The sequence below is a fragment of the Candidatus Kuenenia stuttgartiensis genome, from assembly GCF_900232105.1.
GTDB lineage: Bacteria > Planctomycetota > Brocadiia > Brocadiales > Brocadiaceae > Kuenenia > Kuenenia stuttgartiensis_A.
In genome coordinates, this window is record NZ_LT934425.1 from 98561 (window position 1) to 124324 (window position 25764).

Annotated in this window: 26 protein-coding genes, 1 tRNA gene, 1 pseudogene and 1 CRISPR repeat array; of the genes and pseudogenes, 2 read left to right on the forward strand and 26 right to left on the reverse strand. The window is 39.6% G+C overall.

Going from position 1 to position 25764, the window contains the following annotated elements; translation table 11 throughout:
* Positions 1-85 precede the first annotated feature (85 nt).
* The 7 genes from KSMBR1_RS00510 to KSMBR1_RS00540 are packed head-to-tail and all read right to left on the reverse strand — an operon-like array spanning position 86 to position 5839.
* Positions 86-1471 (reverse strand): hypothetical protein, encoded by a 1386-nt coding sequence (locus tag KSMBR1_RS00510; RefSeq protein WP_099323566.1) that lies wholly within the window; start codon positions 1469-1471, stop codon positions 86-88.
* Positions 1472-1478: 7 nt separating this feature from the next.
* Positions 1479-1874 carry a hypothetical protein gene (locus tag KSMBR1_RS00515; RefSeq protein ID WP_099323567.1) on the reverse strand — a complete coding sequence of 132 codons (396 nt, stop codon included), beginning with the start codon at positions 1872-1874 and terminating at the stop codon, positions 1479-1481.
* A 22-nt stretch (positions 1875-1896) separates the two neighbouring features.
* Positions 1897-3066 (reverse strand): type III-A CRISPR-associated RAMP protein Csm5, encoded by a 1170-nt coding sequence (gene csm5 / locus KSMBR1_RS00520; RefSeq protein WP_099323568.1) that lies wholly within the window; start codon positions 3064-3066, stop codon positions 1897-1899.
* A 10-nt stretch (positions 3067-3076) separates the two neighbouring features.
* Positions 3077-4051, reverse strand: coding sequence for a type III-A CRISPR-associated RAMP protein Csm4 (gene csm4, locus KSMBR1_RS00525; protein WP_099323569.1), 975 nt, complete (start codon positions 4049-4051; stop codon positions 3077-3079).
* A gap of 9 nt (positions 4052-4060) precedes the next feature.
* Positions 4061-4858, reverse strand: coding sequence for a type III-A CRISPR-associated RAMP protein Csm3 (gene csm3 / locus KSMBR1_RS00530; protein ID WP_099323570.1), 798 nt, complete (start codon positions 4856-4858; stop codon positions 4061-4063).
* An 18-nt stretch (positions 4859-4876) separates the two neighbouring features.
* Positions 4877-5311 (reverse strand): type III-A CRISPR-associated protein Csm2, encoded by a 435-nt coding sequence (gene csm2 / locus KSMBR1_RS00535; protein ID WP_099323571.1) that lies wholly within the window; start codon positions 5309-5311, stop codon positions 4877-4879.
* Positions 5312-5332: 21 nt separating this feature from the next.
* Entirely contained in the window at positions 5333-5839 is a 507-nt protein-coding gene (locus tag KSMBR1_RS00540; RefSeq protein WP_099323572.1) for a hypothetical protein, read from the reverse strand.
* Between the two features lie 159 nt (positions 5840-5998).
* Here KSMBR1_RS00540 and KSMBR1_RS00545 point away from each other — a divergent pair, with 159 nt between their 5' ends.
* Positions 5999-7735 carry an IS1634 family transposase gene (locus tag KSMBR1_RS00545; protein WP_099323573.1) on the forward strand — a complete coding sequence of 579 codons (1737 nt, stop codon included), beginning with the start codon at positions 5999-6001 and terminating at the stop codon, positions 7733-7735.
* Between the two features lie 64 nt (positions 7736-7799).
* Here the strand turns inward: KSMBR1_RS00545 and cas10 are convergent, their stop codons facing one another.
* The 4 genes and pseudogenes from cas10 to KSMBR1_RS00570 form a co-directional block, all read right to left on the reverse strand.
* On the reverse strand, positions 7800-9839 hold the full coding sequence (gene cas10, locus KSMBR1_RS00550) for a type III-A CRISPR-associated protein Cas10/Csm1 (RefSeq protein ID WP_157775571.1): 2040 nt from the start codon (positions 9837-9839) through the stop codon (positions 7800-7802).
* 260 nt (positions 9840-10099) lie between these two features.
* Positions 10100-10513: pseudogene (locus tag KSMBR1_RS22255) on the reverse strand (four helix bundle protein).
* A 135-nt stretch (positions 10514-10648) separates the two neighbouring features.
* Positions 10649-11354: direct repeats of the CRISPR family, unit length 37 nt; unit sequence GTCTCAATCCCTTCTACATCAGGTCAATGATTTCCAC.
* Positions 11355-11645: 291 nt separating this feature from the next.
* Positions 11646-12608: a CRISPR system precrRNA processing endoribonuclease RAMP protein Cas6 gene (gene cas6, locus KSMBR1_RS00565; protein WP_099323577.1), complete on the reverse strand. Its 963-nt coding sequence runs from the start codon at positions 12606-12608 to the stop codon at positions 11646-11648.
* 309 nt (positions 12609-12917) lie between these two features.
* A tRNA-Val gene (locus tag KSMBR1_RS00570) sits at positions 12918-12994 on the reverse strand.
* A gap of 276 nt (positions 12995-13270) precedes the next feature.
* Between KSMBR1_RS00570 and tsaB the strand changes: the two genes are divergently transcribed.
* Positions 13271-13948 (forward strand): tRNA (adenosine(37)-N6)-threonylcarbamoyltransferase complex dimerization subunit type 1 TsaB, encoded by a 678-nt coding sequence (gene tsaB, locus KSMBR1_RS00575; protein WP_157775574.1) that lies wholly within the window; start codon positions 13271-13273, stop codon positions 13946-13948.
* A gap of 57 nt (positions 13949-14005) precedes the next feature.
* Here tsaB and KSMBR1_RS00580 read toward each other — a convergent pair whose 3' ends face one another.
* The 15 genes from KSMBR1_RS00580 to hemL all read right to left on the reverse strand — a co-directional run bounded on the left by KSMBR1_RS00580 (position 14006) and on the right by hemL (position 25711).
* Positions 14006-14458 (reverse strand): hypothetical protein, encoded by a 453-nt coding sequence (locus KSMBR1_RS00580; RefSeq protein WP_099323579.1) that lies wholly within the window; start codon positions 14456-14458, stop codon positions 14006-14008.
* Positions 14459-14481: 23 nt separating this feature from the next.
* A complete protein-coding gene (gene rfbB, locus KSMBR1_RS00585; protein ID WP_099323580.1) occupies positions 14482-15504 on the reverse strand; it encodes a dTDP-glucose 4,6-dehydratase in 1023 nt (340 codons plus the stop codon).
* Positions 15505-15635: 131 nt separating this feature from the next.
* Positions 15636-16040: an ATP synthase F1 subunit epsilon gene (atpC, locus tag KSMBR1_RS00590; protein WP_099323581.1), complete on the reverse strand. Its 405-nt coding sequence runs from the start codon at positions 16038-16040 to the stop codon at positions 15636-15638.
* A 2-nt stretch (positions 16041-16042) separates the two neighbouring features.
* Positions 16043-17458: a F0F1 ATP synthase subunit beta gene (atpD, locus tag KSMBR1_RS00595; protein WP_211436038.1), complete on the reverse strand. Its 1416-nt coding sequence runs from the start codon at positions 17456-17458 to the stop codon at positions 16043-16045.
* 137 nt (positions 17459-17595) lie between these two features.
* Positions 17596-18468 carry an ATP synthase F1 subunit gamma gene (gene atpG, locus KSMBR1_RS00600; protein ID WP_099323582.1) on the reverse strand — a complete coding sequence of 291 codons (873 nt, stop codon included), beginning with the start codon at positions 18466-18468 and terminating at the stop codon, positions 17596-17598.
* A 3-nt stretch (positions 18469-18471) separates the two neighbouring features.
* Complete coding sequence (gene atpA / locus KSMBR1_RS00605) at positions 18472-19986, reverse strand: F0F1 ATP synthase subunit alpha (protein ID WP_099323583.1); 1515 nt, start codon at positions 19984-19986, stop codon at positions 18472-18474.
* Positions 19987-20107: 121 nt separating this feature from the next.
* Positions 20108-20656, reverse strand: a complete 549-nt coding sequence (gene atpH / locus KSMBR1_RS00610; protein WP_099323584.1) for an ATP synthase F1 subunit delta — start codon at positions 20654-20656, stop codon at positions 20108-20110.
* Positions 20646-21155: a F0F1 ATP synthase subunit B gene (atpF, locus tag KSMBR1_RS00615; protein WP_157775577.1), complete on the reverse strand. Its 510-nt coding sequence runs from the start codon at positions 21153-21155 to the stop codon at positions 20646-20648. Before atpF ends, atpH begins: the two co-directional genes overlap by 11 nt.
* Before the next feature lie 24 nt (positions 21156-21179).
* The gene (gene atpE, locus KSMBR1_RS00620) at positions 21180-21452 is read right to left on the reverse strand and encodes an ATP synthase F0 subunit C (protein WP_099323586.1); all 273 of its coding nucleotides are present in this window, start codon (positions 21450-21452) and stop codon (positions 21180-21182) included.
* Positions 21453-21625: 173 nt separating this feature from the next.
* A complete protein-coding gene (gene atpE / locus KSMBR1_RS00625) occupies positions 21626-21952 on the reverse strand; it encodes an ATP synthase F0 subunit C (RefSeq protein ID WP_099323587.1) in 327 nt (108 codons plus the stop codon).
* Between the two features lie 108 nt (positions 21953-22060).
* Positions 22061-22834 carry a F0F1 ATP synthase subunit A gene (gene atpB / locus KSMBR1_RS00630; protein WP_099323588.1) on the reverse strand — a complete coding sequence of 258 codons (774 nt, stop codon included), beginning with the start codon at positions 22832-22834 and terminating at the stop codon, positions 22061-22063.
* Between the two features lie 234 nt (positions 22835-23068).
* A complete protein-coding gene (locus KSMBR1_RS00635) occupies positions 23069-23524 on the reverse strand; it encodes an ATP synthase subunit I (RefSeq protein ID WP_099323589.1) in 456 nt (151 codons plus the stop codon).
* Entirely contained in the window at positions 23487-23741 is a 255-nt protein-coding gene (locus KSMBR1_RS00640; protein ID WP_157775583.1) for an AtpZ/AtpI family protein, read from the reverse strand. The genes KSMBR1_RS00635 and KSMBR1_RS00640 overlap by 38 nt, the downstream gene beginning before the upstream one ends.
* 8 nt (positions 23742-23749) lie before the next feature.
* Positions 23750-24370, reverse strand: a complete 621-nt coding sequence (locus tag KSMBR1_RS00645; protein WP_099323591.1) for a Na/Pi cotransporter family protein — start codon at positions 24368-24370, stop codon at positions 23750-23752.
* 57 nt (positions 24371-24427) lie between these two features.
* Entirely contained in the window at positions 24428-25711 is a 1284-nt protein-coding gene (gene hemL, locus KSMBR1_RS00650; RefSeq protein WP_169702778.1) for a glutamate-1-semialdehyde 2,1-aminomutase, read from the reverse strand.
* Positions 25712-25764 lie beyond the last annotated feature (53 nt).

Genomic DNA, 25764 nt, shown 5'->3' on the forward strand with positions numbered 1-25764 from the left:
GGCTCTACCACAGTATTTCTTGCCACGGAGAATACAGAGGGACAAGGAATAAATTCTCTTGTAGAAAACAAAATTCTTCTCCACATTAAAGTAACGACTCAATTAATTTATTTACTCTGATAAACGGATTCTCAATTGCTTTTATATCCAGATTCTCTATAACAAGAACAAGTTGCTCTAAGGAAAATCCTGGAATTATTTTTTCTATTTTTTCTTTGGAAACGCCTTCAAAACCGTGTCCCAAGGGGCTTTTATTTCTTAGTGTATTGAGACGTTGAAGTTCTCTTAAAGTATTAAATATATTTGAGAAAGAGGTGTTCCCCTCGTTTTTTTGTGTAATAAAATTCAAAATAGCCATCAAGGTTGGAACAGAAGGCTTGTTGTAGAGCAGTTTATTGTTTTCAGAAGGGTACTGCTCTAAATAAGGTATCAAACCCTCGATATTTTGAATACCCCTTGAGTAATTTTCATAGGTATTCTTGTTTTTATCTGTGTCGGTAACTATTTCAAGATTTGTTTCAACAATGTAACGCAACACCGCTTCCTGAAAACGAAATAATCTTCCAAGGAAATCAAGATATTCCCCCTTTTTCCATTTAATCTCCGCATTAAAATAGAGTTCCAATATTAAAGATTTAAGATCATGATCCAAAAGTTCCTGAAATTCCGATGTAAATACAATTAAAAGGTTTCTAATTTTGCCAGACACCTTTGCAATGAGTTTTCCCGATTGGCTCCTTGCCAAGTCGAAGTTGAAATTAAGTCGGTGACGAGTTATTTCCGCAACTGAAGCAATATCTTCCTGGTTCAAATCCCTTAAAAGAGAAGACGCCACGCTATATTCAAAATTTTCTATTTGTTTCAATACAAGAGCAATTTTGGAATTTTTAATAAGTTGTTTTCCTATTTGCAAGGGAACAACAATACCGCTACCTTCTAAGGAATAGACAGGTACACACTTTTGCTGAAAAATACTGATTGAGTGGAAGCACAACGCCATATTGCAGGCAGGTATTCCACCTGCAAGAGAAACGTAAATTTCATCAAAATGATCATCGAACATACTTTTTTTACCACTGAGAAATTTACCGAAATATTCGAACATTGAGTCATAAAGGTTAGGATTTGCATCTATTTCTTTGATAGCAACTTTCGTTATTGGTTTTTTACCACGATATAATTGTTGAATGCATTTTGCAAAGTAGAGAGTATCGTTACTTCGATAATGTTCTGCAGCATCCTCTTGATTGGTAGAAAAAAGCAATAATTCAATGTCGGAGTCTGGATTATTATCTTTGAGGTAGTTTATTATGGGGGATAAAATAGGTGTTGAGAGTTTTTCAGAGACACTTTTGAAGTTCTCGTTCATCCTTTCACCTTCTATCCTTGCAGGCTTTATTGCCTCACCCTCTAATTGAAGGTCGCGACTGCCTATATTGGCAATAAGAAGTATTTTTATTTTGTTATGCATGATTATTTCAGGTTCTAAAGTTTAATATTTTGTTATCAATTTCACATTCGAAATCATAAAAATCAATCGCTAACGCATTACAATCGGGGCATTTCGCTAAAGTAATTGCAATTTCTGCAAATTCCTTTTTTAACCTTTTCAATCCTGATTTTGTTCGAATTCCATTAACACGTTTGTGGATTTCTATACATTCATCAGCTTCTGGTTCACATTTCTCACAACCTCTGACCCTATGAATGTTCGCTAAAAGAAAACAGCTAATTTCATATTTAATGTCATCAATGTTTGTTACCGTATTAGCATCAATGTCTTTTTTGTTTTTTCTAGCAATAACGAATTCATATATAACAACTAAAGCAGCTACACCTCCTAGTATTGTGGGAATTATTATTATCCAGTCCATAATTTATTTAAAGAATATTTCTTCAAATATTATTTTCTACTACACACCAGCCTAATATAGCATAGCTTGAATGGTTACTTGTTATTATCCTTCTTGACTTAGGCGCAGGTGAATCTCCCCGATCTGTGAAGAGTATATTTCTTAAGTCTTGTTTCGTCTCTGCTGGCAGAAGCATTGCTACGGACGTCCCTAAAAGTCCCATGCCCCAACCCAGTCTAAAATTTGGAGTTTCATTTCCAAAATTTAAAATATTCTTCAGTTTCAATTTTTGCGAAAAGAACGATTCTTCCTCTCTTAATAAATCGGAGGTCATTTCATTCACTGCTTCAAAGGGATTAGATAAAATTTTCTTTAGTTCTGAGAAGGCTACACCGAAGGAATTTGATGGGTTATTTTCTTTAAATTTATTTAGCAACCATTCGTCAATTTTACATTGAAAGGTAAATTCATTACCAGCAGGTATGCATTCAACAAAAACAGACCAGTCTTTTGGGCTTTTAGCAGAGTCAGCACTGAATATTTTTACTTCTTCAAGATGTAAATTGCCGGTATCAATAGAGTTTGAATCGGAAATCTGTATGCACCTTAAGATATCAGAATGCGGATCATATCGTTTCTGGTTATTTTTGATAACAAATTTTTGAAAGATTTCTTCGTCGAGTCTTTGTGCAAACCATTGTTTAAACCTTTCTTTAAACCAGGAATAGCCCTGCTCTCCTCTGGGATCTTTTTTATATTCCAAAAGTTTTTTTTGTACAAAATCAGTTAATATCTTTTTACGTAAAGTATCATTAAGTCTTTTTAAGATGACATACATTATTGACGTCCTTATCACCCCTTTTATGGCAGAACCGGGAAGATAAGGCTGTGAAAATGCATTTCTAATGCAGGATCTTATATTACCTTGGATATTGATGTTGCAATGACTGGAATAACTGGATGTTTTATCCAGGAATTCCTGTGTCAGGAGTTTTTTTTCTTTAAGGAAGGCATCAACGCTAAAATCTTTGCCTTTTTGTTTGATTCCGGTTAAGAAGTTATCAAGAAGTTGTCTATCGTACAGTTCTTTTGAGAGCTTATCTTCGTTAATGAAATAACATTTATTTCTAAAAATGAGATATTCCATCGGTAAAAAATTTCCCTCTTTTCCTCCAATGTGAATGGAAGAAAGGGTTTTAAGCTTCAATTTCATAATTGATATCCTATGCTAAAATTGGCACGGTAAAGGCAAGTCCATTTCTATAAACGGGATGAAAATCTTTTTTTTCTAATATTTCCGGTGTAACGGAAACAAGATTCCCTTGTATGGTTTGTTTGAACACTGAACCTTCAGAGAACATGCTTACTGTTTTTCGTTTGTATTGAGCTTTACTGAATGGAGTAGACATCCACCCTCTTCGCTCAATCAATCCATATGAAGCGCCTTCAATAAGACTCTCTAAAACCCCTTCAATATTCATGTGGTAAAGCGATAATGTGCAATGCGCATTGCCTTTAAAGGCAAGAAGATTTTTCCATTTTTCATTTATGTCTTCCCAACATAATTTGTATCTTCCCAATCCAATGTTTCTTTTTCCACCGAGCCCAGATTCCCCAAGGTATTCAAGGGACGACTTTATCTTCTCTTCAATGGATAAATCATTTATTTTGACGATGCAATATAAACCGCAATCTTTATTGAATCTCACTGTTTTCATGCGGAATATTTGTGCATTTAAGGTTGAGCGATCAATGGTAGCTCGTGGAATCAAATCAAATTGGTAACATGAGTCGTAGTCCGGCAATACTACTTTTTTGAGATAATTCTCAATTTTTTCTCTTTTTGCCCACTGTTCAAAAAGTTCAAAAGGTAAAAAAGATATATTCTTAACCTTTTTGCCAAATTCTTCGCGAATCTCAGCGTTTTCAAACCCAGGGGGAAGTGTATGTGGTTTGGGTAAAAAAAATGTTTCGTTGCTATAAAGAAAACAGGAGGTAATCAGAAAAGGAGCGGCATCTTTGAATTTGGCAAGCATGGATTCCATATCCGTTTTTCCATAGACTATTCCCCAAGCATGACATATGGCGCTAAATATGGTGTCGGAGTGAACCATTTCACTTGATTCTTCAACGCCGATTCCGGCTTCACCAAAATAAGCAGAAGTATAAAATTGAAATTTTGCAATTTTAGTAGACATACCAACCCCTTACAAAATATCAAACATAGATAATATTTCGTCAACATTCTGCTTGCATTCATCAATGGTTTTATTTTCCAAGATTGAACTATTGCTTTTTTTGTCTTCTTCGGAGGTTGCCCTGTAGAATTCCAATTTTCTTGCCATGAATTTATCTATTGTAAAACCGACTTTGCCGTAACCTCTTGAACCATGTCCTCCCAGATAATCGTCTTGCAATAAACTTATTAACTCTAAAAGGTTGGATAAATCTTTTTTTGCCTCGCCATTACTAGCCTCCACGTTATATACGATTTCAAACTCGAATTTGGCGCCAGCGGGAATACGCTCTAATTGTCGAGGATTTGCGGCGGCAGTAACTCTATCAAGTGAGTTTTCAAATTTCCATTCCGTGTATTGCAAGCCGGTATCAATTTTTTTTAATTTTTCTCTACTCTCTTCCTCCAATAAACAATCTCTGACAGAAAGCCTGGAAGGAAGATTTTCATCTGCATTACTTCCGGTAGATCCGAAAAGTCTACAGACGTAGCACTGAGAGTCTGTGCATTCATGCCTCCAAACGTCTCCCCCACCTGATCTATTAAACTGCTTATTCTCCATTCGCTCAAAAAGTGATCTTAACTTTCCTTTCAATGAACTTCCGGGTATGTACGGTTCTCTTGTAAGAGGATCTCTCATTACCGGTGCGTCGATACCACCAATATCCATTTTTTCTTTTGAGCCGCCAATATGAAGTCCAGTTTCACATTTTATCTTTCCCAGAATAAATATTTTTCCTAGTAATGGTTTTTCTTGAAGCCTTGGCATTATATTTTCTCCTTTTATTTATGATTCCCGACCGCCATGATACCGATGATATGCAACAATCGACTCAACGAACTTGTGAAATCTTTCAAAATCCTTTTCAACCTTAACTTTGTCCATACAGGGATCAAGAACTTCCATAAGGGGGACAACCTCTCTAGACCTGCCTGCCGCATATGCAAGTTTGGGCTTTAACAGAATTACTTTTTCCTTATAATGCAACTTAGGATTTGCTATCCCCTCGGCCCGTATGGTATTTACCATGTCGAGAAATTTACGAATTTGATTTGTTTTGAGACGCACTTTGTTTGCGAGAAAGTCACCAACGTCTTCTGCGTATTTCACAAGATGCGATGCCGGCAAACTTCCCATATCTGGAAGAGCCTTCAATTCTTTCACTATGCCGTTTATTACAGAAGGTGGACCGCTTGGCACATTTTTTTTAAAATTTGACATTTGCCTATTTCCCTCTCATTATTAATGAAGATTTTCTGCTCTACTGAGCAACTCTATCCATATTAAAGGAATTCTTAAATTAATAATATCATTCGGATTCATTAAAAAACTTTCAAATTTGTTTCTGTCAGTCTCATTTATTTTTTCGCTTAACTCCTTTCTTACTCTCGCAATTACATACGCCATTCTCGGCAGATATATGACACCTTCCCTTTCCCACAATTCAAAGAGGGAAAAGAGTTTGTAAATTAATCCATGCGCATATTCGGATTTAAAACGATTTTCATTTTGATCTATTTTGCCCATGGTTTTAAATAAATTTATGAACTTCAATACATCATCCGTAGTTTTGTCCCACGAAAAAACCTGCTTGATTGTATTCCTTGTTCCAAACCTTTTATTTTTTAACGCTGGATTATAAAATAATGCCAGGCTGTTCCGTCCTGAATCTTTTGCAAGATTTTCAGCGTCTCCTGCAAGATCTGCTAGCGTGAGTTTATCACGAAATAAGGTGTAAGACAAAGACATCAAGTTGCAATCCAATGATTTGTATCGGGTTGCGACTTTTTTTGTCTAAAAAATTATGTATACACTGAATAATACTATATTTATATTGCATTATATGCCTGTATATACTATTATACACGGAGTATTAATCTATTACGTATACACTAACAACTAATAGCCATGGCTACCATTCAATCTAAAAACTCCAGAGGTTATAAATATTGGTATATTGTCGAATCGCGGCGCGTTAACGGCAAGCCCAGGCCCATCGTCCTGGCCTATCTTGGCAAGGCAGACGATTTATTAAAACAACTGCAAGGTCTTACCGAAAAATTACGGCTCAAATCTTATTCACATGGCGCGGTAGCCGCATTGCTAAGTGTGGCCAATGCCCTGGACGTCCCTTCCGTGATTAATAAATATATAAAGTCGCCACGGCAGTATTGTGCTAAAAAACCTGTTCGAAATAATCTGACCGCCGGAAGTACCCTCTTGTTGGGTGCCGTGGGGAGAGTGTGTGTGCCTACCAGCAAAAGAGGATGGTGGGATTGGGCAAAGACGACTACTGCCGAATACTTACTCAGACACAGCTTGAGTAAAATAGACAGTCAGCATTTCTGGGATTTGATGGATGCACTTCCTGAAGAATCCATTGCAGAAATCGAGCGCGAATTAATTGAAAAGACATTTAAAACATACAACCTTCAAAGCGACACACTGTTTTTTGATACAACCAATTTTTTCACGTATATCGACACAACTAATCTGCGATGCACTATTGCCCGGCGGGGGAAAAACAAACAAAAGCGATACGATCTCAGGCAGGTCGGGTTGGCGATGGTCGTTACACGTAACGACATGATACCGTTGTTTCACCATACCTATCAGGGGAACATGGCGGATGCAAAGGTGTTCAGCGCGGTTCTTGAGACGATAAAAGACAGGATGACCGGATTAGGTTTCGACAGCAAAAAGCACACTATTGTTTTTGATCGTGGAAACAATTCCATGGACAATATGGCTATTGTAGAGAGATTGGCATTGCATTACGTTGGAGCGCTTACACCGTATCATCACAAGCAGTTGGTAGGGGATGCCATGTGTAATTTCAGGGAATATGACGTTGACGGCAGTAAGATACAGGTGTACCATGACAAACGGGTTATTTGGGGGCAGGAAAGAACCGTTGTCGTATTTATTTCCGAGAAATTAAAGGTTGGGCAATTAAGGGGAATGTCTCAGTCTCTGGAAAAGGCAGAACATCAGTTAAAGCTCTTACAGCAGCATCTGTGTAATCCAAAGGGAAAGATGCGGGACAAAGAGGGTCTGGAGGATACGATAAGAAGTGTAGTGAAATGTCAATTTGCGAAGGATGTTATCGATTGGTCGTTAAAAGAGGTATCTGAAGGCAAGTTTCAATTGAATTTTTCAATCGACCAGAAAAAGCTCGAAGAAATAGAAGGGGAACTGGGGTTCAGGATTCTTATGACAGACCATCACGATTGGGATACCGCGGACATTATAAAAGCCTACTATGGGCAATCAAAAATTGAACATGCCTTTAGAAATCTCAAGAACCCCTATCACCTTGCTTTAAAACCGCAATTTCACTGGACGGATCAGAAAATCAGGGTGCATTTTTTTATTTGCGTCCTCGGATACCTAATGGCGGCGATTGTGTGGTATCAGGCAAAAGCGCACGCACAATTTAGTGGAACGTTAGATACCCTGTTAGACACCCTTAATAATATAAGGCTTTCTGCTATGCTTGAAGAAACAAAGGCCAGAGGGAGAGTTAAGGCTACCTACAAATTGGAAGAAATGTCCGACAAGGAATCTCTGTTGATGAATGCGTTAGGCATTATGGATTTCCACAAACATCGGCTGAAACTTCAAGGACTCAGTGTATACAATTGATGTTGTGCTTAACGCATTGACTGTATTTATGTTACGTTGCTTCATGCCTTATTTTGTGATAAACTCACGCTAGAAGATGTAAAGGGTAGTTTTCGTCGGCAGTGATAATACCTCCTGAAATGCTAAGCCTACCGCAGGTATAACTCTTGAAACTATTATTAATGTCGAAGGCAACTTCAACTACATCATCCCATGAACCAACTAAAAACAAATCATCACCACCGGAATAGATTATGCTTATATTTCTACCTTTGTTTTCCGTGTGGCTTTTCTCGCTAATATCAAGGGCGCTATATATACTGCTATCAAGCTTTCTCTCACAAATACGCCTGATATAATGTTTAAAAAATAAGGTCAATTCTCTTGAGAGTGTGGATAGTTTGGAGAAGGTTCTGTTCTGTTTGTCTAAACCTTTTAAAAATACTTTCGCCAGATGATCAATATCCATTCTTAATACACCAATCCTTGATGCGCCTCTCGATGCCAAGCTGAGCCCCTGAAAACTAGCAGTAGATCTTATGGATGCTTTCCCTTCCAATTCCTTACTTTTGGCTTTTTCCGGGAGATCATTTACGATACGTACATAATTACAATAACAGAGTTGAGAGGTGTTATGGGTTGAGAATTTATTTATGTCGGAATTATTTAGAAGATAAGTCCTGTCTGCATCATTTGTCCGATTCTCAAAAGAATAGGATATAAAATGCCCTTTAATTTTAGGCAAACATATCGTGTCTTCAATTTTTTCATCTACATTCTTTCCTTGTATCTCCGTGCAATCAATTAGGGTATCTCCCAAAGAGTATAATTTTTTGCAAAAGTCGCAAGATTTTATTTTTTTCTGAAAAATAATTAGATCAGTTAAAGTAACATCATCTCTGTAGCAAATAGAACATTTTTCTAAAGGGTCTTTTGTCTCTATAGGACTGAGTATCTCCGACAAATTGTTGCTGAATTTGTTTGATTTTACTTTTGATAACTCATTGCCCAAGTTAGACCATACTTCGCATATTTTATCCGTAGATAAATCATCTCCTGAGACCGGAACGGAGGTCATCGCGAGAAATAGCGTGTGTCGAAAATTGGCCAATAACCAGTTGTTAATTTTTTGTGCAAAATGATTTATTTCTAATTCAATACCATCCTTGTTATGAGAAAGGATATAAAATTTGCCTCCGCCATTGTAAATAATGTTTGCTCTGGTTAAATTGAAGTACTCTATTATTTCAGAAACCACGTGTTCCGTAAATAGCTCAAGAAAAAAAGACCGTGCTCTTAGAGTTTTTAAGGCACCTTTTGAAGATATTGTATAGATAAAGGTTTGAACCCCGGAGATATCACCCCCAATGAGTCTGAAATAATTTTTATTTCTGTCTAATATTTCATCCTTAAATATATTTGCATTAAACATTTCTTTTTTTAATTCAATAAAATAATTATAAAGGCAGGAAGCTATGGCGGATGTTACCTTGGCATGGTCAAAAAAAGAAACGTCTGAGTATAAAGCCACATTATTTTTTGTTTTTACTGTTTCCGAAGGTACGGAAGACCAATATTTTTCTAATAATACGATAAGTGCTGAAATCGATAAACCTTTTTGAATCCAAATTGTAAAATCATTCTCAAATTGCTTGAGAAGGTTGTCGTAATCGTACGCTTCTATTTTTATATGCTCCCTCTCTTCTGGATAGCGTATTTCTCTTGAAAGCGGTTTTAATTTATGAAAATAACATTTTTCTTCAGATATATTTTCTTTCAAATGGATTTTTGAAAATATTGACATTAAGGGCTCATGCTTTAGGTTGATTGATTCAACTATTTCTTCGTCTTTTAGTGACGTTGCTAAATTATTTGCCTGGTAGCAAATCAAGGTTAAATTGTTATTTTCTATTTCTCTAATGTATTTTTTATTATGGAGCTTTGTGTACGTTGATATTGTCGATGGCAAACCATTCATTACATGCTTATCTAGCCATTCCATACCCATGGAACAAGAGTCTCTTCCATTATTATCTTGATTTGCACGAATTACTATCTTTCCTATATCATGTAATAATGAGCCAAGGATTATAGATTTATATTCCCTCGTCTGTTCTTCATTCATATGATTCTCCATAATTTCGTTTCTCTTATTCAAAATTAGCAATCCGTTATTGAAATATGTAATACTTCTTCATACATAAAGTGCCTTGTTGCTCCAATTAATTCAATATGATTAGATAATTATATTGAATCAATCATCAATAGTTAAAAAACTCATATCAACCTTCAAAAGAAAACGCATACCATAAACACCGAATGGATACAACATCCCTTCTATCAGGCCGAACCAGCAGAGCTGGAGTGAAAGTCAAAAGTAAAAAGTCATTCTTTCTCCCATGTACTAATCATCTTACTCAACATAGCCCGTATCTCCTGGCATGTTTGTTCCCGTTTCACAAATACCATTGAATCTATGAACCCAGATCTTTTTAGTTTTTCATACCAATCAATTGTTCCATTTGCAGACCCTCTTGAAATATATAAATAATGTACAAACTCTTACTCTTACTCTTACTCTTACTCTTACTCTTACTCTTACTCTTACTCTTACTCTTACTCTTTCCTTCTTCCATATCTCTCTGTAATATTAGCGGTAATTGAAAAAACACTTCGTATTATTTGATTTGCTATTATCTTGCCAACCTCTGTTTTTGGGAATTTTTCTATGTCCCTTATCACTTCATCAAATAAATTCATGCCCGTTTGCCATACTTTCAGTTCCCCGAAATCTTTCATGCTTTTTCGTTATTTCCTTTAAACTTGCAACATTCATCTTTCAACTCCGCCATTGGTGGCTTATCCCTTCTACATCAGGTCAATAATTCCCACGCACAAACAGAAACTAACCCTGATAATTTGCTTTTTAGTTCTGTCTCAATCCCTTCTACATCAGGTCAATGATTTCCACAAGAAATTTTATCTGCTTTTGACGCAGACTTTGTTTCTGTTTGTCTCAATCCCTTCTACATCAGGTCAATGATTTCCACGATGGTGTGCTATATGTTGTGTGGAATGTGTTTTTGCTGTCTCAATCCCTTCTACATCAGGTCAATGATTTCCACCCAATGCAATAACGGGGGAGACGTCTTTACCTTTGTCTCAATCCCTTCTACATCAGGTCAATGATTTCCACCAAAAAGAAGATTTTCCTGATGCAAAAGTATGTATCGTCTCAATCCCTTCTACATCAGGTCAATGATTTCCACGTCAATAGCACTGGCGATGACTTTCCGTTCTCCAAGTCTCAATCCCTTCTACATCAGGTCAATGATTTCCACGTTCCTAATCCGGCGCCACACATGCCTTTTTCATACCACGTCTCAATCCCTTCTACATCAGGTCAATGATTTCCACCGGGAAAGCGACCATACCTACTGGTACGGCGATGAGCGTCTCAATCCCTTCTACATCAGGTCAATGATTTCCACCTGAAATTGATGACAGTGGGTTCTCCAATCCGTTTTCGTCTCAATCCCTTCTACATCAGGTCAATGATTTCCACCCAGATTCATATGAAGCGCCAGAATGTCTTGATGATAAGTCTCAATCCCTTCTACATCAGGTCAATGATTTCCACGCCGGCATATGTAACTTTAGAATTAACAACTACTTGCAAGGCCATTTCCTGTAACCTCCACAATCTGTAATCATTACACATCGAGATTTTTATCCTTTTTCTTAAAAAATTCTCTTAACCTGTTAAAACACAATTGATTATGATTTTCCTGTAACCACCCCCTTTTTTAACTATGTTTCTAAAATCCGTTAACTCTTTAAAACATAGTCTGTTATGCACGGATTTAGGACTTTCTCTCTTTTTTCTGGCAACAAGGGAAAAACGCCTTATTCACCTCCTTATTTTGCTTTTTTACTTATTTGAAGACTTCATTATTTCATATCTCCCAAGACCGAATGACGTCCCTTTTCCGATATGGATAAATTCCCCTAATTTGAGAAAGGGTATAAATTCGGAGTTATTACCTTCATAGGTAACAGTTCCCAAAACACCACCAAGGGACATCCACTGCTCCTGCCGCGTAGAATACCGATTCCAGTCATACCAGTGAAGATCAGAGTGTGTTTGCCTGATAGTGGATGCCTTTTCGATTAATCCTTTAAAATCAACTTCCAATCTTTCTTCACAATGGAAATATGATAAAGACGAAATGCGCCTCAGAAGGTTTCGGACAAGGACGTGGAATTCAAGGATATCCGTAATGTGACCGTTAAAACGAAGCCGTACAGGGGTTTTCAGGGAAATATGCAGGGTATCATTATCAGAACTGCCATTGTGGTGTTGTAACTGCCGGGAGTAAATGATGGGAAATTGGTTGGTAAGTATCTGGTCTTGACCGTTATAGATAGGAACCGATTCATCGTTAATGCCGGTTCCCTCAACAAGGGTAAGGTCATATTTACCCCTGCCCTTACCGATACCCTGTCTCCCCAGTTCGGTAAAGGTATAGATAAAATAAGGCAAATACTCTATGGCCTTGCCAATGAGGATAAGATTGAAGGGAAATGATTCTCCGGGGGTATAAAGAAGCTTTTCATCTGCAGGGGGTTCTATGACAAAAGGATGGGGCACTTTGGGGTAGAGACGAAGCATCCCGGCGTCTTCCGGGGGCGGAGTTTCAAAGATATATGCGTAAATGCATTTTTGTTTCAGCATGCAGTTATCGCATGGTTTTCCCTTTACCACACAGACGATTTTTTTAAAGGCATACCCAAATCCACCGCGAAATACCGCCCCCTTATATGCAGGAAAACGTATGTGGTCTTTCGCACACACGGTAAATCTGAATTTCGCCAAACGGAATGAGATGGGCATTCAATATTTCCAAAACAGAAAAGATTTTTGAGAAATAAACACCACCCTACCGAAAACTCCCTCCCCGATGGCTCAACACTATAGTTTTAATATTGGGGAAAATCAATAAGAAAATGGAAGGGGAAATATACCGGATCTAAACGCGCCGGAAAAGAAATGAGTTCACCGCAAATCATAAAAAACGCAAAGGTCTTTAAAGCAATTCCGGAATAAAAGATTACTGTGTAAGAATGGTGAAAGGCCTGAAGATTAGTGATAATTTAGTTTATTTAAACAAGGGGTTTATCCAATACACTCTTTTGCGTGAGATGGTGGGCGATACTGGACTCGAACCAGTGACCTCTTGCTTGTCGAGCAAGCGCTCTAGCCAACTGAGCTAAACGCCCATATAATGTTTCGGAGAAATTCTGTAACGGTTATTGATGTGGTCGGGTATGATCAACTACGGAATAATGTTATTAAAATTATTGTTTATTGTCAAGGCAATAAGTAGTTTATACGATTGTGATAATTTACCGCCTAAGTGGCCGGAAACGCTGAGAAACGAAGGGCAGAAGAAATTTTTATAATATATTTTCATTTTCCACAATCTCCAATTCCCTGTTATAATTTAACAAATGCTGTTTTTACTTAGCCACTCCCGCCTCCAATAGGCAGGCATCGTGTTTAACGTTTTTTTTAATCGTGTTATGAAAGTACTTGGTATTGAAACATCCGGGAATATCGGGGGTATTTCCCTTTGTGAGAATCAACAATGTATTATCACAAAAACATTCAGCGGTATCGTACAACATGAAAGGGAGCTCGTCCCTGCCATTAAGGATGCTTTAGAAGAGGCACACTGGCAGATCAACGATATTGAAGTTATCGCAGTGAATGTGGGACCTGGTTCCTATACGGGATTAAGGATTGGCGTTACTTGCGCAAAGACCCTCGGATACGCGCTGAACAGGCCGGTCGTTGATGTGCCAATATTTGATATCATCGCGGAAAATTACCACTCGGACGGTACGTTATCCCTCTGCCCGATAATTGACGCCAGGCGTAAGCACGTATACGCATGTGTTTACCTATTTGAAGGAAACCGAAAAAAAAGGCTAACGGAATTTCTGGTAATTGAGCCGGAGAAGTTGTTAGCTCTTCTCCCAAGACCGGTAACTATTTTCGGAGATGGCATTCCGCTCTACAAGGAGATTTTTTCTCAGGAAGATATTATCATTGAAGCGGAATACTATGCTATACCAAAACCGGAGCACGTTGCGTTGCTGGGAGAAAAATTGTATGTGTCAGGATATCAATGTGCACTTGAAAAACTCTTGCCTCTTTATTTACAGAGGTAGGAATTTATAATTTTATCGACTCTATCATGAACAAGAACTATTCATTTATTTCGTCCGTTATCGATATCTTATCAATTTACAGTACGCATGCCTCAAACCTAAAGGCGCTACATCCCGTAATTTTAAAATAATCCTTGTCCTTTCGATGGACATGTTTTTGACGGCTAATTGGAAGACATGTCTCGATCTGTCATAGGTGAATAAGACCATGCCGATGAAATATAATTTAAAGAGAATAACAAGAATTACCGGGGAAGTAAAAAGCAAGACCTTCAGCCTGGAAGTCTCTTCAACAAATGCCTGAAATGCCGGCATCAAAAACAATATCGTTATTGAACACGTCGCTAAAAGAATAAGAAACACCTTTACGGACATATAAACCAGTGCGCATTTTTTAAAGCAATTATCCCCTGTTCCGTCAAAATCCTGTATTGCTGAAAAGAATTCCCCTTTTTTCTCCCGTATATTTTCTAAAAACCCAGCTATTGTATTATTTTTTATTTGTTCCATTAAATCATCCCGAAGCTTTTATGTTAATTTTTCCCTGCAAATCTGTGGTTATATTGTATTTCATAGTATTTCATAAATTCACCATTCTTTATTTGCTTCCACCATTGCTCATTTTCTTCGTACCATTTTATTGTGTCTCTCAGACCTTCCTCAAAATCTATCTGTGGTTTCCATCCTAAAGACTTCAGTTTCGTACAATCCAGAGCATAGCGCCGGTCATGTCCCTCCCTGTCTTTTACGCTCTCTATCATACCTTTATCTTTAGCAAGTACGCTTAATATAAATAACGCCGTATCTATATTTTGTTTTTCATTTCCACCGCCAATATTATAGACTTCGCCCTCTTTCCCATTTTCAATGATAAAATCGATAGCAGCGCAATGGTCTTCCACATGAATCCAGTCCCTTTCCTGCCTTCCATCGCCATACAACGGAAGTTTTAACCCTTCAATTGCATTGGTAATAAAAAGCGGAATAAACTTTTCCGGATGTTGATAAGGTCCGTAATTATTGGACGCCCTGGTTATGATAATTGGCAGTTTGTAGGTATTCCAGTAAGCAAATGCAAGGCGATCCCCCCCCGCCTTGCTGGCTGCATATGGATTGCTTGGGTTTAACGAATCGGTTTCTTTAAAAGCATCATGGAAAGCGGTGCCATACACTTCATCCGTTGATATTTGAATGAACTTCTTAATGGTGTATCTGCGTGAAGCTTCCAGCAGTACGAATACCCCTTTTATATCAGTATCTATAAACGTACCAGCGCTGAGTATACTACGGTCAACATGTGTTTCCGCTGCGAAATTGACAATTACATCAATCTTTTCGGTGGACATTACATGGTCAACTAATTCCTGATTACAAATGTCGCCCTTATAGAATTTAAAATAACCGGATAGTTCCCTGTCTTCGCGAATATCTCTTAGATTTTCCAGATTGCCCGCGTAAGTCAATTTATCAAGCACTACGACATGGCTATGCTTAACCATACGGCGGACAAAGTGACTCCCGATAAATCCAGCGCCACCCGTTATCAGTATTGCCATAATTTGCTCCAGAAAATCAGCCCCGGTCTAAAACCACACCTGGGAATCTTTACCCTGCTTTTATTTGTTTGCAGAACTCAGCCATGTTTCCACAAAGAGACGCATACAATGCGTCTCTACATGGATTTCTCTTATTTATTCGCAAGACTCAACCATGTTTCCGCACGTTTCAGCGTTGCCATAACGTGTTCTTTTTGTCCACGGGCTTCTTCTTTGCTCAATGCCTCCTCCGCAGATCTTTTCTCTTCCCGAACTTTCACAATGTCTATTTCTTCTTTTGTAACACACGAATCAGCCAGTACGATTGCTTTATTCGCAACCATTTCAAAAAAACCCCCATCAACCGCAAAGCTTACCGTGGAGTCTTTTTCGTCCTTTATCGTCAGGATACTCGTCTGTAATTCAGTAATAAATGGTGCATGGTCAATCAATATTCCAAATGAACCTTGTGTTCCCATAGCGGTTATATTCTTTACCAAACCTTTAAATACTGTTTTCATCGGAGTTATAATCTCTAAATCAAACGTTTTTGTCATGCTTAACCACCCATTTGCTTTGCTTTTTCAACCACTTCCTCAATACCCCCTACCATATAGAAGGCTTGTTCCGGTAAGTTGTCATATTTACCTTCCACTACCTCTTTAAAACCGCGTATGGTTTCCTTTAATGGCACGTACTTGCCCTTCGTGCCGGTAAACTGTTCTGCAACAAAAAAAGGCTGAGATAAAAACCTTTGCAATCTCCTTGCCCTGGCAACCAATACTTTATCGGCCTCCGAAAGTTCTTCCATGCCAAGAATCGCAATGAAATCCTGTAATTCCTTAAAGCGCTGCAATATCCTTTGCACCTCCCTTGCGACCTCATAATGCTCCTGCCCCAATATTCTTGGATCCAGTATCCTCGAAGTCGATCGCAGAGGGTCAACAGCGGGATAAATACCCAGTTCAGCAATTTGTCTTGATAAAGCAATAGTTGCATCCAGGTGGGGAAATGTTGTTACAGGAGCAGGGTCGGTAAAATCATCTGCAGGAACATACACCGCCTGCAATGAAGTGATAGAACCTTTTTTCGTAGTAGTAATCCTTTCCTGCAAATCGCCCATTTCAGTAGCGAGGGTAGGCTGATAACCTACAGCAGATGGCATACGGCCTAAAAGGGCAGATACCTCAGAGCCCGCCTGAACGAATCTGAATATATTATCAATAAACAAAAGGACATCCTGTCCCTCAACATCCCTGAAATATTCTGCCATGGTCAGACCGGTCAATGCGACTCTTAATCTTGCCCCGGGCGGTTCATTCATCTGACCAAAAACAAGAACGGTCTTATCGATAACCCCCGACTCTTTCATTTCAAGCCACAAATCATTCCCTTCACGCGTCCTTTCACCAACGCCCGCAAAAGCGGAATAACCTCCATGCTCCGTAGCTATACTTCTGATAAGCTCCATAATCAGCACCGTTTTTCCAACCCCGGCGCCACCAAACAGCCCGATTTTTCCACCACGGGCAAATGGGGCAAGAAGATCAATAACTTTCAAGCCTGTTTCCAAAACGGTGGTAGTCGTCTCTCTCTCCTCAAATGAAGGCGGGGCGCGATGAATGGGCAGGTAATTTTTCGCCTCAAAATCTTCCTTGGTGTCAATAGGCTTTCCTAACAGATTAAAAATCCTTCCAAGCACCTCTTTTCCAACAGGAACCGATATGGGACCGCCGTCATCTAACACTTCCATGCTTCTTACAAGTCCGTCGGTGGAAGACATTGCAATACATCGTGCCGTATCGTTTCCAAGATGCTGGGCAATTTCGGCAACAACAGAAATCTTTTTCTTCACATCATTAATACTGACCGCGCTTTTGATTGGCGGCAATTTTCCCGGCTGGAATCTCACATCAACTACAGGTCCGATTACTTGTACAATTTGTCCAATATTACGTTCAGTTATATTTACCACTTATATATCCACTCCTTCCATTATTTCCTCTGTCGAAAACAGATAGTTCGGTAAAAGTATGTCTCTCTATCCAATAACTATCAGCGAATACCTGAAAGCCGCTTAAATAAAATGATATCCTGCCTGATGACTATATATCATGCCAAGGCTTCAGCACCTGAAACTATCTCGAGCAATTCTTTGGTAATTGCCTCCTGCCTTGCTTTATTATAGATGCTCGTCAAGTTATCTATCATATCCCCTGCATTTTCGGTAGCGGCAATCATTGCAACTCTCCTGGCGGCAAATTCAGATGTCAGCGATTCTAAAATGCACTGATAAATCTGCGTCTCGATATATTTAGGGAATATATTATTGAGAATATCTTCGACGGAAGGCTCTACAATATACTCCCTTTTTTCTCTTCCTTCCCCGCCAAATCCTTCCTTTTCAATAGGAAACAAGCGGATGCTTGCAGGAAACGACTGCATTACGGTGTGAAATTTGGTAAAAAATACATGCAACTCTCCATACTCCAGATTATTATAGTCCCGGATTAATTTTGCAGCAAAGGATTTAACCCAATCCAAACCCAGTTTTTCCACACTTTCAGGGATAGACTCTTCGATAGAATAGACGTCTCTTCTTTTCGAAAAATACAGATTCGCCTTTTTCCCTATAAGGATTAATTTTACTTGCCGATTGTTTTCCTTAATAAATCTCACTGTTTTTTGAATAATATTATTATTATATGCACCACATAGTCCCTTATCCGCAGTGATCAGCATAACTTTTACCGGAGAATTTACGCTTTCTTTTTTAGCAAACCAGCGGTAAGCACTTTCCTGCGGCAAAGAAGAAATTAAATCACTTACCATCTGATGAAGTTTTTCTGCAAAAGTTCTCGATGCGTGCACCCTGCTTTCCACTTTTTTCAAACGGCTGGCGGCTACCATTTCCATAGCCCGTGTAATCTGTTTTATGCTTGAAATGCCTCTGATTCTCTCTTTAATTTCACGCGTACTCTGCATCCGCTAACCCTTCTTGTCAAAAATTTGCTTAAATTCCCTGATAGCGTTTTCCAGCTTCGACGATAATTCCTGGTCGATTTTTTTCTTCTCGTTAATTTCCAAACTTATCGAGGCGTGTTTTTGCTTCATGAAAGCAAGAAATTCTTTCTCGAATTTTTTTATTTTGTCAACCGGAATATCATCCAAAAAACCGTTTATTCCGGCAAAAATAGCCATAACCTGATCTTCCACCAAAGCGGGTTCATACTGCGGCTGTTTCAGGATTTCTACCAGTCGTTCACCTTTTGCGATCTGGGCCTGGGTAAATTTATCCAATTCCGAACCAAACTGCGCAAACGAAGCCATTTCCCTGTATTGCGCCAACGTAAGCCGCAACATGCCTGCAACCTTTTTCATTGCCGGTATCTGTGCGTTTCCTCCCACCCTGGATACAGACAACCCTACAGAAATCGCTGGCCTTACGCCGGCATTAAACAAATCGCTTTCAAGATAAATCTGTCCATCTGTAATGGAAATAACATTTGTCGGAATATAAGCAGAATAATCACCGCCTTGTGTTTCTACCACTGGCAAGGCTGTAAGAGAACCAGCACCAAGCTCATCGTTCAATTTCGCCGCTCTTTCAAGCAAACGTGAATGCAAATTAAAAATGTCTCCCGGAAATGCTTCCCGCCCCGGTGGACGTCTTAAAAGGAGAGAAATCTGTCGGTATGCAATCGCGTGCTTGTATAAATCATCATACATAACAACCGCATGCATGCCGTTATCCCTGAAATATTCTCCCATAGCACAACCTGCATAGGGCGCTATATATTGCAATGGAGCAGGATCTCCGGCAGATGCAACGACAACAATGCTGTTGTCCATCACATTATTTTCTTCCAATGTCTTCACTACACTCGCAACCGTCGACATCTTTTGCCCGATTGCCACATAGATACAGTACACCCCTGATGTTCTTTGGTTGATAATAGTATCCACCAAAATCGCCGTTTTCCCGGTCTGCCGGTCGCCGATAATCAGTTCGCGCTGTCCTCTTCCTATGGGAATCATTGCATCAATCGCCTTTATACCTGTCTGTAAAGGTTCTTTTACAGGCTGTCTTTCCACTACGTTCGGAGAATTTCCCTCAATGGGCCTGAATTCGTCGGTAGCGATCGGACCCTTTCCATCAATCGGCAGGCCCAGCGCATTTACTACACGCCCCAACATCGCCTTGCCCACCGGCACCTGAACAATTTTTCCCGTAGTTTTTACAATATCGCCTTCCTTTATTTTATCCTCGGAACCAAGCAAAATTGCGCCCACATTATCCTCTTCCAGATTCATGGCAATGCCATATACATTATCCGGAAACTCCAATAATTCGTTTGACATACATTCATCAAGACCGTAAATACGGGCAACGCCATCACCGACCTGCATCACATAGCCGACATTTTCTAACTTTAACTTTTCTTCGTAGCTCTCAATTTCTCTTTTTATGATTGAAGCAATATCCCCTAACGCCATATACATCTACTCCTGTATAAACCATTAAAATCATGTGGCAAGTTTACACCTGACACGAAACAAACCTGGCCAAGCATATAATACCGTACTGACTTTCCAACTTTAAGAAACCACCAAGCGGCCATGATTAATTTGCCCTGATTTCCATAAGTTTCGACCTTAAATTTCTCAATCGGCTAGCAACGCTGCCGTCAATCATTTTATTTTCAATCTCAACTACAAGTCCACCCAGTATTTGAGGATTCTCAACAACTTCGATCTCCACAATTTTCCCGGTGAGTTTTTTTATGCCTGCCCTGAGATTTTCCAGTCTCTCGCCAACTATAGGTATTGCAGCCTGTATTTTTGCCCTGACCACTCCTTTTTTCTTATCAACAACCTTTCGGTACACATCAGGGATTACGTCCAAAAGCGCCTCTCTTCTGCGATCTACCAATAAATACAAAAAATCAATCATCAGTCCGGAAACGTATTCGCCAAACACCGCTTTGATAGTATCTTTTTTTTCCTTATGTGTTATGGAAGGGTGCAGGAGCATCTTCTTAAAATCTGCATGCCTTGTCATTGTATCAGAAAGCAGATCGAGATCCTTTTCAATCTGTCCTAGCAAATCCCTATCGGCCGCCACTTCAAGGAGCGCATTCACAAAGGTAACCGCAACGCTCTTATCTAACACTCAGCCCCTCCATATCTTTAATCACATCATCAACCAACGTTTCCGCAGTCTGCTGATTGATGGACTGTTGAATTATACGAGAAGAAGCCAGCATAGAAAGGGAAACCACCTGGTTCCTGATTTCGGTAAGGGCCTTTTTCCTTTCCTGTTCAATGCCTTCCTGCGCCTTCAAACGAATCAGTTCCGCTTCATCCTGCGCACGGCTTACAATCCCTTCGCCAAGTTTCCCCCCTTCATCGATCGCTTCCTGAATCTTCATTGCCGCAGCAGTTTCGACTTCAGCGAGTTTCACCTGATAGTCGATTTTCATCTTTTCGACAGCGGACTTATCCCCTTCTATCTTTGCGTAACTGCTTTTTATCCCTTCGCTTCTCTCCTTCATGAGAGCCGATATTTTACCAAAAAGAAACTTTTTGAGAACAAAAAGCAGTATTAAAAACCCAACGCCCTGGACTATAACAGACTTAAAATTTATTCCAAGGGTATTTAAAATGTCCAATGAAATCTCCTCCTACATCAATTCTTACTTGATAGCGTGTTGAATTACCTCTAAAACAGCTTCCGTCTTCGGCAATTTTCCAAGAAGGATAAAAGACACCATCAATGAATAAATCGTCAGAGATTCAATAAACGCAAGACCAACAAACATAACCAATTGTATCTTCCCCGCCATGTCAGGCTGTCTGGCCATACCATTTGCCGCACCATAAACTGCAATTCCCTGTCCAATACCGCACCCAAAGGCAGCGATAGCCAATAATGACACTGCAATAGCTAATAAAGCAAAATATACCACCTATACCCCTCCTTCTAAAAAAAGTAATTTAAAATACAGATATCACCAACTTCAATCGCAATCTTTTTCTGATTGCAGCACAACTTTCTTCTCCTCTTTTTCCCGCACTATACTATTCATCTTATGTAACAAAACACTCTATGCAGAGCGCGATAAGAAGCAGAAAATACCCGTTATTTCGCGCTCAACTGAAGAACTATCCCCGCGGCAGACGAAAGTAATTCTTCGTTTGAAGTATTCTTCCTGAATATTTTAAGAACCTCCTCAGATTTAGGCAGTTTTCCAAACAGCATAAACGATATCATTAGAGAATAAATCGCAAGAGACTCAATAAAGGCAATTCCGATTATCATTGCCAACTGCACCTTCGCCGCAACCGAAGGCTGCCGCGCCATACTTTCAACGGCGCTGCTCACCACTTTTGCCTGAGCGAGAGCACAACCAAACGCTGCAACTGCAACTACAGGAATTCCAATCACTAATGCTACAAAATAATCCATTTCACTACTCCTTTTATTGAAAATTTGAACCATTTAAAAATAGCATCAAACTCTTATTGGAGAGATAAAAAATGAAAACCAGAACCCACTGCGCAGTTGCAGATTAACTTAATGATGTTCTTCTTCATCGTGGATGCCAATAGCCCCTGCAATGTAAAAACTCGCCAGAAGCGCAAAAATCATCGCCTGGATAGTGCTTCCAAGTAAAGCAAGAAATACCATTGGCAGATGTATCGGTAACGGTATAAAACCAAGCAGAAAGGGAGCAAACCCGATAAATATCGCAATCACCGTATCCTCACCCAGGATGTTTCCAAAGAGTCGCATGGATAACGACAGGGGACGGGAAAGCACTTCCTGCATTATATGCAGCGGAAAGGTAAGTGGTGCAAGCCATACAGGTTTACCCACCATATGCTTAAGATAACCAAAAACTCCCTTGCTCTTTATCCCTTGATACTGCGTTGCAAAGAAAACAATAAGCGCAAGTGCAACTGTTGTGTTTAAATTACTCGTAGGTGAATGGAACAGGGGTATCTGCCCCAACATGTTCATGCAAAATATATAAATAAAGAACGTGCCAATAAAAGGTATAAAACGCTCTGCCACCCGCCCCATCTGTGATTTTGTAAAATTTTCCAGCCCTTCAACTATAAGTTCCAACAGGGACTGAATCCTCCCGGGCACCATCCGTAATTTCCGGGTTGCCAGAAGGGAAAATAGTCCCAGAAAAATGATTATCAACGCAGACATCACTATCGGTACCCACTCATGTTTTGTCAAACCAAAAAACTGACTGTGTGCGTCCGATGGAATAAAATCTAAAAATGATGGCAATTCGGTGGAAGTACCACCATCGCCGCCGTGACCTTCAGCAGACACTCTCCCTTGCTCCTTTCGATATGAATTCTATTTTAAACCTAAGCTGGCATAGCCAGAACCAAACAAGCACTAAAAGCGAAATACGAAAGAGAAACCACAGATTATACCGATTTCGTCGTTAGCTCAGCCGAACGATTCCAGAGATTAAAGAAACGGCACAAGCTTATAATTGACCAATTTCACCGTTAAATATTTTGCCAAAAAATGCAAAGAAATTACTAATCTGACAAGATACTAACCATTCACCTTTTCGTAAGGGAATTTTACCCTATTGTTCAATTGCCTTACGAACAAGCTCCCCAATATTTTCAGCATTATTACGGCCATTACCATGCTTAGTCCTATAAACAGAGCGATTATATTGACCTCTAAAAAGACGCATGCAAAAAAAAGCATCCCCCCCGCTATGAAATACTTCGCAATACTCACCTTGAGGATAAACCCCTTTATTTGCGCCCTTTTTTTCTCAACACCAAAACGTATTCCCCACCACGACATTTTAAACAACAACAAACTAATGAAACACCCTATTGCAACACTTAACGTCAATTTTGCGGACATATAAGAAAACGAACCCGCTATTATAATCAGCGATAAATAAAATGACATCTGGAAGACTCTCCCGGGAAATCCTTCATCCAGAGAAAGAGTATCAGTTTTCTCGTCCTGCAGACTTGTTCTCGTTTTCATCAGATATTTTTTTTATTACTTGAAAAAAGTTAATAAAACTGCCAATAGCACCCCAAAACAGAAAAATCATTAGAAACCATGGAGCGGTTCCATATCTTTTGTCAACATAAGTACCCAGGAAATATCCACCGGCCAAAGCGCCCGCCGTTGTAAATCCGAAACTCCCAACCAGACCTATTATTCTGTATGTCTCAGGGTCTTTCTTAATAAAAAACAAGATAGCTCCTATTGGGAAAAATATCTTTCTATCGCCTGCTTAATGTGCATTGCCACTTTTGATTGTGAATCGACAATATTTAAATACAAAGAGGCGCTTTTCGGCTGACATATCCCCATAATCAATCGTTCTTCATGTTCTTCTGAATAATCGCAAACAAGCCTGCTTATGCTATCATATTTATCGCACACATGTTTTCTCAACAACTCATTTTTTGTCAAAATAGCATCCTTAGCAGTTTTTAACACATCCAATGTCTCTTTAAATAATTGTGTCACTTCATTTGCAGCCTTATCGCCAAAGAGTAATTTCTCATTTATTTTGACCCGAATGTGACGTATCATGTTATCCATTACATCCGTGGCCATCTCTATATGTCCCACTACGACTGCCAGAGTTTTAAACCGGTTTTTCTCAGATTCGTCATTTTTATTAACACCGCTTAACATGCTTACCGTCTCATTTTCTTCGTCATGCACCAATCTGCTGATTCTCTGTGCATCATCAAGCAATTCCACTTTATTTTTCAAGAACCCCAGCATGCACAAATTTAAAACAGACTCGGCATTTAAACACATAGAACTTATCCGTTCCAATATCACTTTCGCGTCGTCATTTACATTTGTCATATCAAAACCTTTTTTCCCAACTCTTTGATTTTCGGATATAACCGCATATAAAGATTTTCATAGCGTTTTCACCACTTCGCCAAACGCGGCAATGGTATCATTTATCTCTTTCTCGCCATGCACGGTCGAAACAAAAACCGCTTCAAACTGCGAAGGGGCAAAGTAAAATCCACGCTCAAGCATACCGTGAAAAAACTTTGCGTATCTGCCAGTATCGCATAGTTTTGCAGTAGCATAATCAACCACCGGTTTGCTTGTAAAAAAGGTGCACAACATAGACCCTACCCTGGTATGATATGCAGGAATATTGGCATCATTGCATACCTTCTCCATACCAGCCGCTAATTGTTTTGACCTTTCTTCCAAGCCTTTATAAACAGCATTGTCTTTTAATATTTCCAAAGTAGCAATCCCCGCAGTCATCGCTACGGGATTACCTGATAAGGTACCGGCCTGATACACGGGGCCTACAGGAGATATGCCATCCATAATTTCTTTTTTACCGCCGTATGCACCAACAGGAAGCCCTCCCCCTATAATCTTCCCCAGCGTAGTCAGATCAGGTGTAATGTTGTAAAGCGCCTGCACGCCGCCATGCGCAACCCTGAAACCGGTCATTACCTCATCGAAGATGAGGACAATACCATATTTTTTCGTTATTTCCCTTAATCCTGCCAGATAATTCTTCGCCGGCGGAACGACGCCCATGTTTCCGGCGACTGCCTCCACAATAATACATGCAATTTCATTACCTCTCCTGGAACAAACCTCATTTACCGCATCAATGTTATTGTAGGGAAGGGAAATGGTATGTTTTACAAAATCGCCGGGAATCCCGGGACTGTTTGGCATGCCTAATGTTGTGGCGCCGGAACCGGCCTGTACCAGCAAACTATCCACATGCCCATGGTAACAACCCTCGAACTTAATAACCTCATCGCGTTTTGTATGTCCCCTGGCGAGACGGATTGCACTCATAGTTGCTTCTGTGCCGGAGTTCACCATCCTGATCTTTTCGATAGACGGCATCGCTTCCTTCACAAGTTTTGCCAGTTGTATTTCAAGTTCCGTTGGAGCGCCGTAGCTGGTGCCATTCGCAACCGCTTCGTTTACCCTTTTTACAATTCTCGGGTCAGCATGGCCAAGAATCAGAGGTCCCCATGAACCAACATAATCTACATACCTATTGCCGTCTATATCGGTAAGGCAACACCCCGAACCGGACTTTATAAAGATAGGCGTGCCGCCCACGCCACCAAAAGCCCTCACCGGGCTGTTTACTCCGCCAGGTATGACACTCTGCGCATCCAGAAACGCCTTTTTTGATTTCTCAGTAATTATCTTTGACATATATAACCTAATCTTTGTATATAAGTATAAATTCTTATCTCTAA

Excerpts from the sequence above, each read along its gene's own strand:
- KSMBR1_RS00510 (WP_099323566.1), bottom strand. The coding sequence starts at position 1,471 with ATGCATAACAAAATAAAAATACTTCTTATTGCCAATATAGGCAGTCGC.
- KSMBR1_RS00515 (WP_099323567.1), bottom strand. The coding sequence starts at position 1,874 with ATGGACTGGATAATAATAATTCCCACAATACTAGGAGGTGTAGCTGCT.
- csm5 (WP_099323568.1), bottom strand. The coding sequence starts at position 3,066 with ATGAAATTGAAGCTTAAAACCCTTTCTTCCATTCACATTGGAGGAAAA.
- csm4 (WP_099323569.1), bottom strand. The coding sequence starts at position 4,051 with ATGTCTACTAAAATTGCAAAATTTCAATTTTATACTTCTGCTTATTTT.
- csm3 (WP_099323570.1), bottom strand. The coding sequence starts at position 4,858 with ATGCCAAGGCTTCAAGAAAAACCATTACTAGGAAAAATATTTATTCTG.
- csm2 (WP_099323571.1), bottom strand. The coding sequence starts at position 5,311 with ATGTCAAATTTTAAAAAAAATGTGCCAAGCGGTCCACCTTCTGTAATA.
- KSMBR1_RS00540 (WP_099323572.1), bottom strand. The coding sequence starts at position 5,839 with ATGTCTTTGTCTTACACCTTATTTCGTGATAAACTCACGCTAGCAGAT.
- KSMBR1_RS00545 (WP_099323573.1), top strand. The coding sequence starts at position 5,999 with ATGGCTACCATTCAATCTAAAAACTCCAGAGGTTATAAATATTGGTAT.
- cas10 (WP_157775571.1), bottom strand. The coding sequence starts at position 9,839 with ATGAATGAAGAACAGACGAGGGAATATAAATCTATAATCCTTGGCTCA.
- cas6 (WP_099323577.1), bottom strand. The coding sequence starts at position 12,608 with ATGCCCATCTCATTCCGTTTGGCGAAATTCAGATTTACCGTGTGTGCG.
- KSMBR1_RS00580 (WP_099323579.1), bottom strand. The coding sequence starts at position 14,458 with ATGGAACAAATAAAAAATAATACAATAGCTGGGTTTTTAGAAAATATA.
- rfbB (WP_099323580.1), bottom strand. The coding sequence starts at position 15,504 with ATGGCAATACTGATAACGGGTGGCGCTGGATTTATCGGGAGTCACTTT.
- atpC (WP_099323581.1), bottom strand. The coding sequence starts at position 16,040 with ATGACAAAAACGTTTGATTTAGAGATTATAACTCCGATGAAAACAGTA.
- atpG (WP_099323582.1), bottom strand. The coding sequence starts at position 18,468 with ATGCAGAGTACGCGTGAAATTAAAGAGAGAATCAGAGGCATTTCAAGC.
- atpA (WP_099323583.1), bottom strand. The coding sequence starts at position 19,986 with ATGTATATGGCGTTAGGGGATATTGCTTCAATCATAAAAAGAGAAATT.
- atpE (WP_099323587.1), bottom strand. The coding sequence starts at position 21,952 with ATGGATTATTTTGTAGCATTAGTGATTGGAATTCCTGTAGTTGCAGTT.
- KSMBR1_RS00635 (WP_099323589.1), bottom strand. The coding sequence starts at position 23,524 with ATGAAAACGAGAACAAGTCTGCAGGACGAGAAAACTGATACTCTTTCT.
- KSMBR1_RS00645 (WP_099323591.1), bottom strand. The coding sequence starts at position 24,370 with ATGACAAATGTAAATGACGACGCGAAAGTGATATTGGAACGGATAAGT.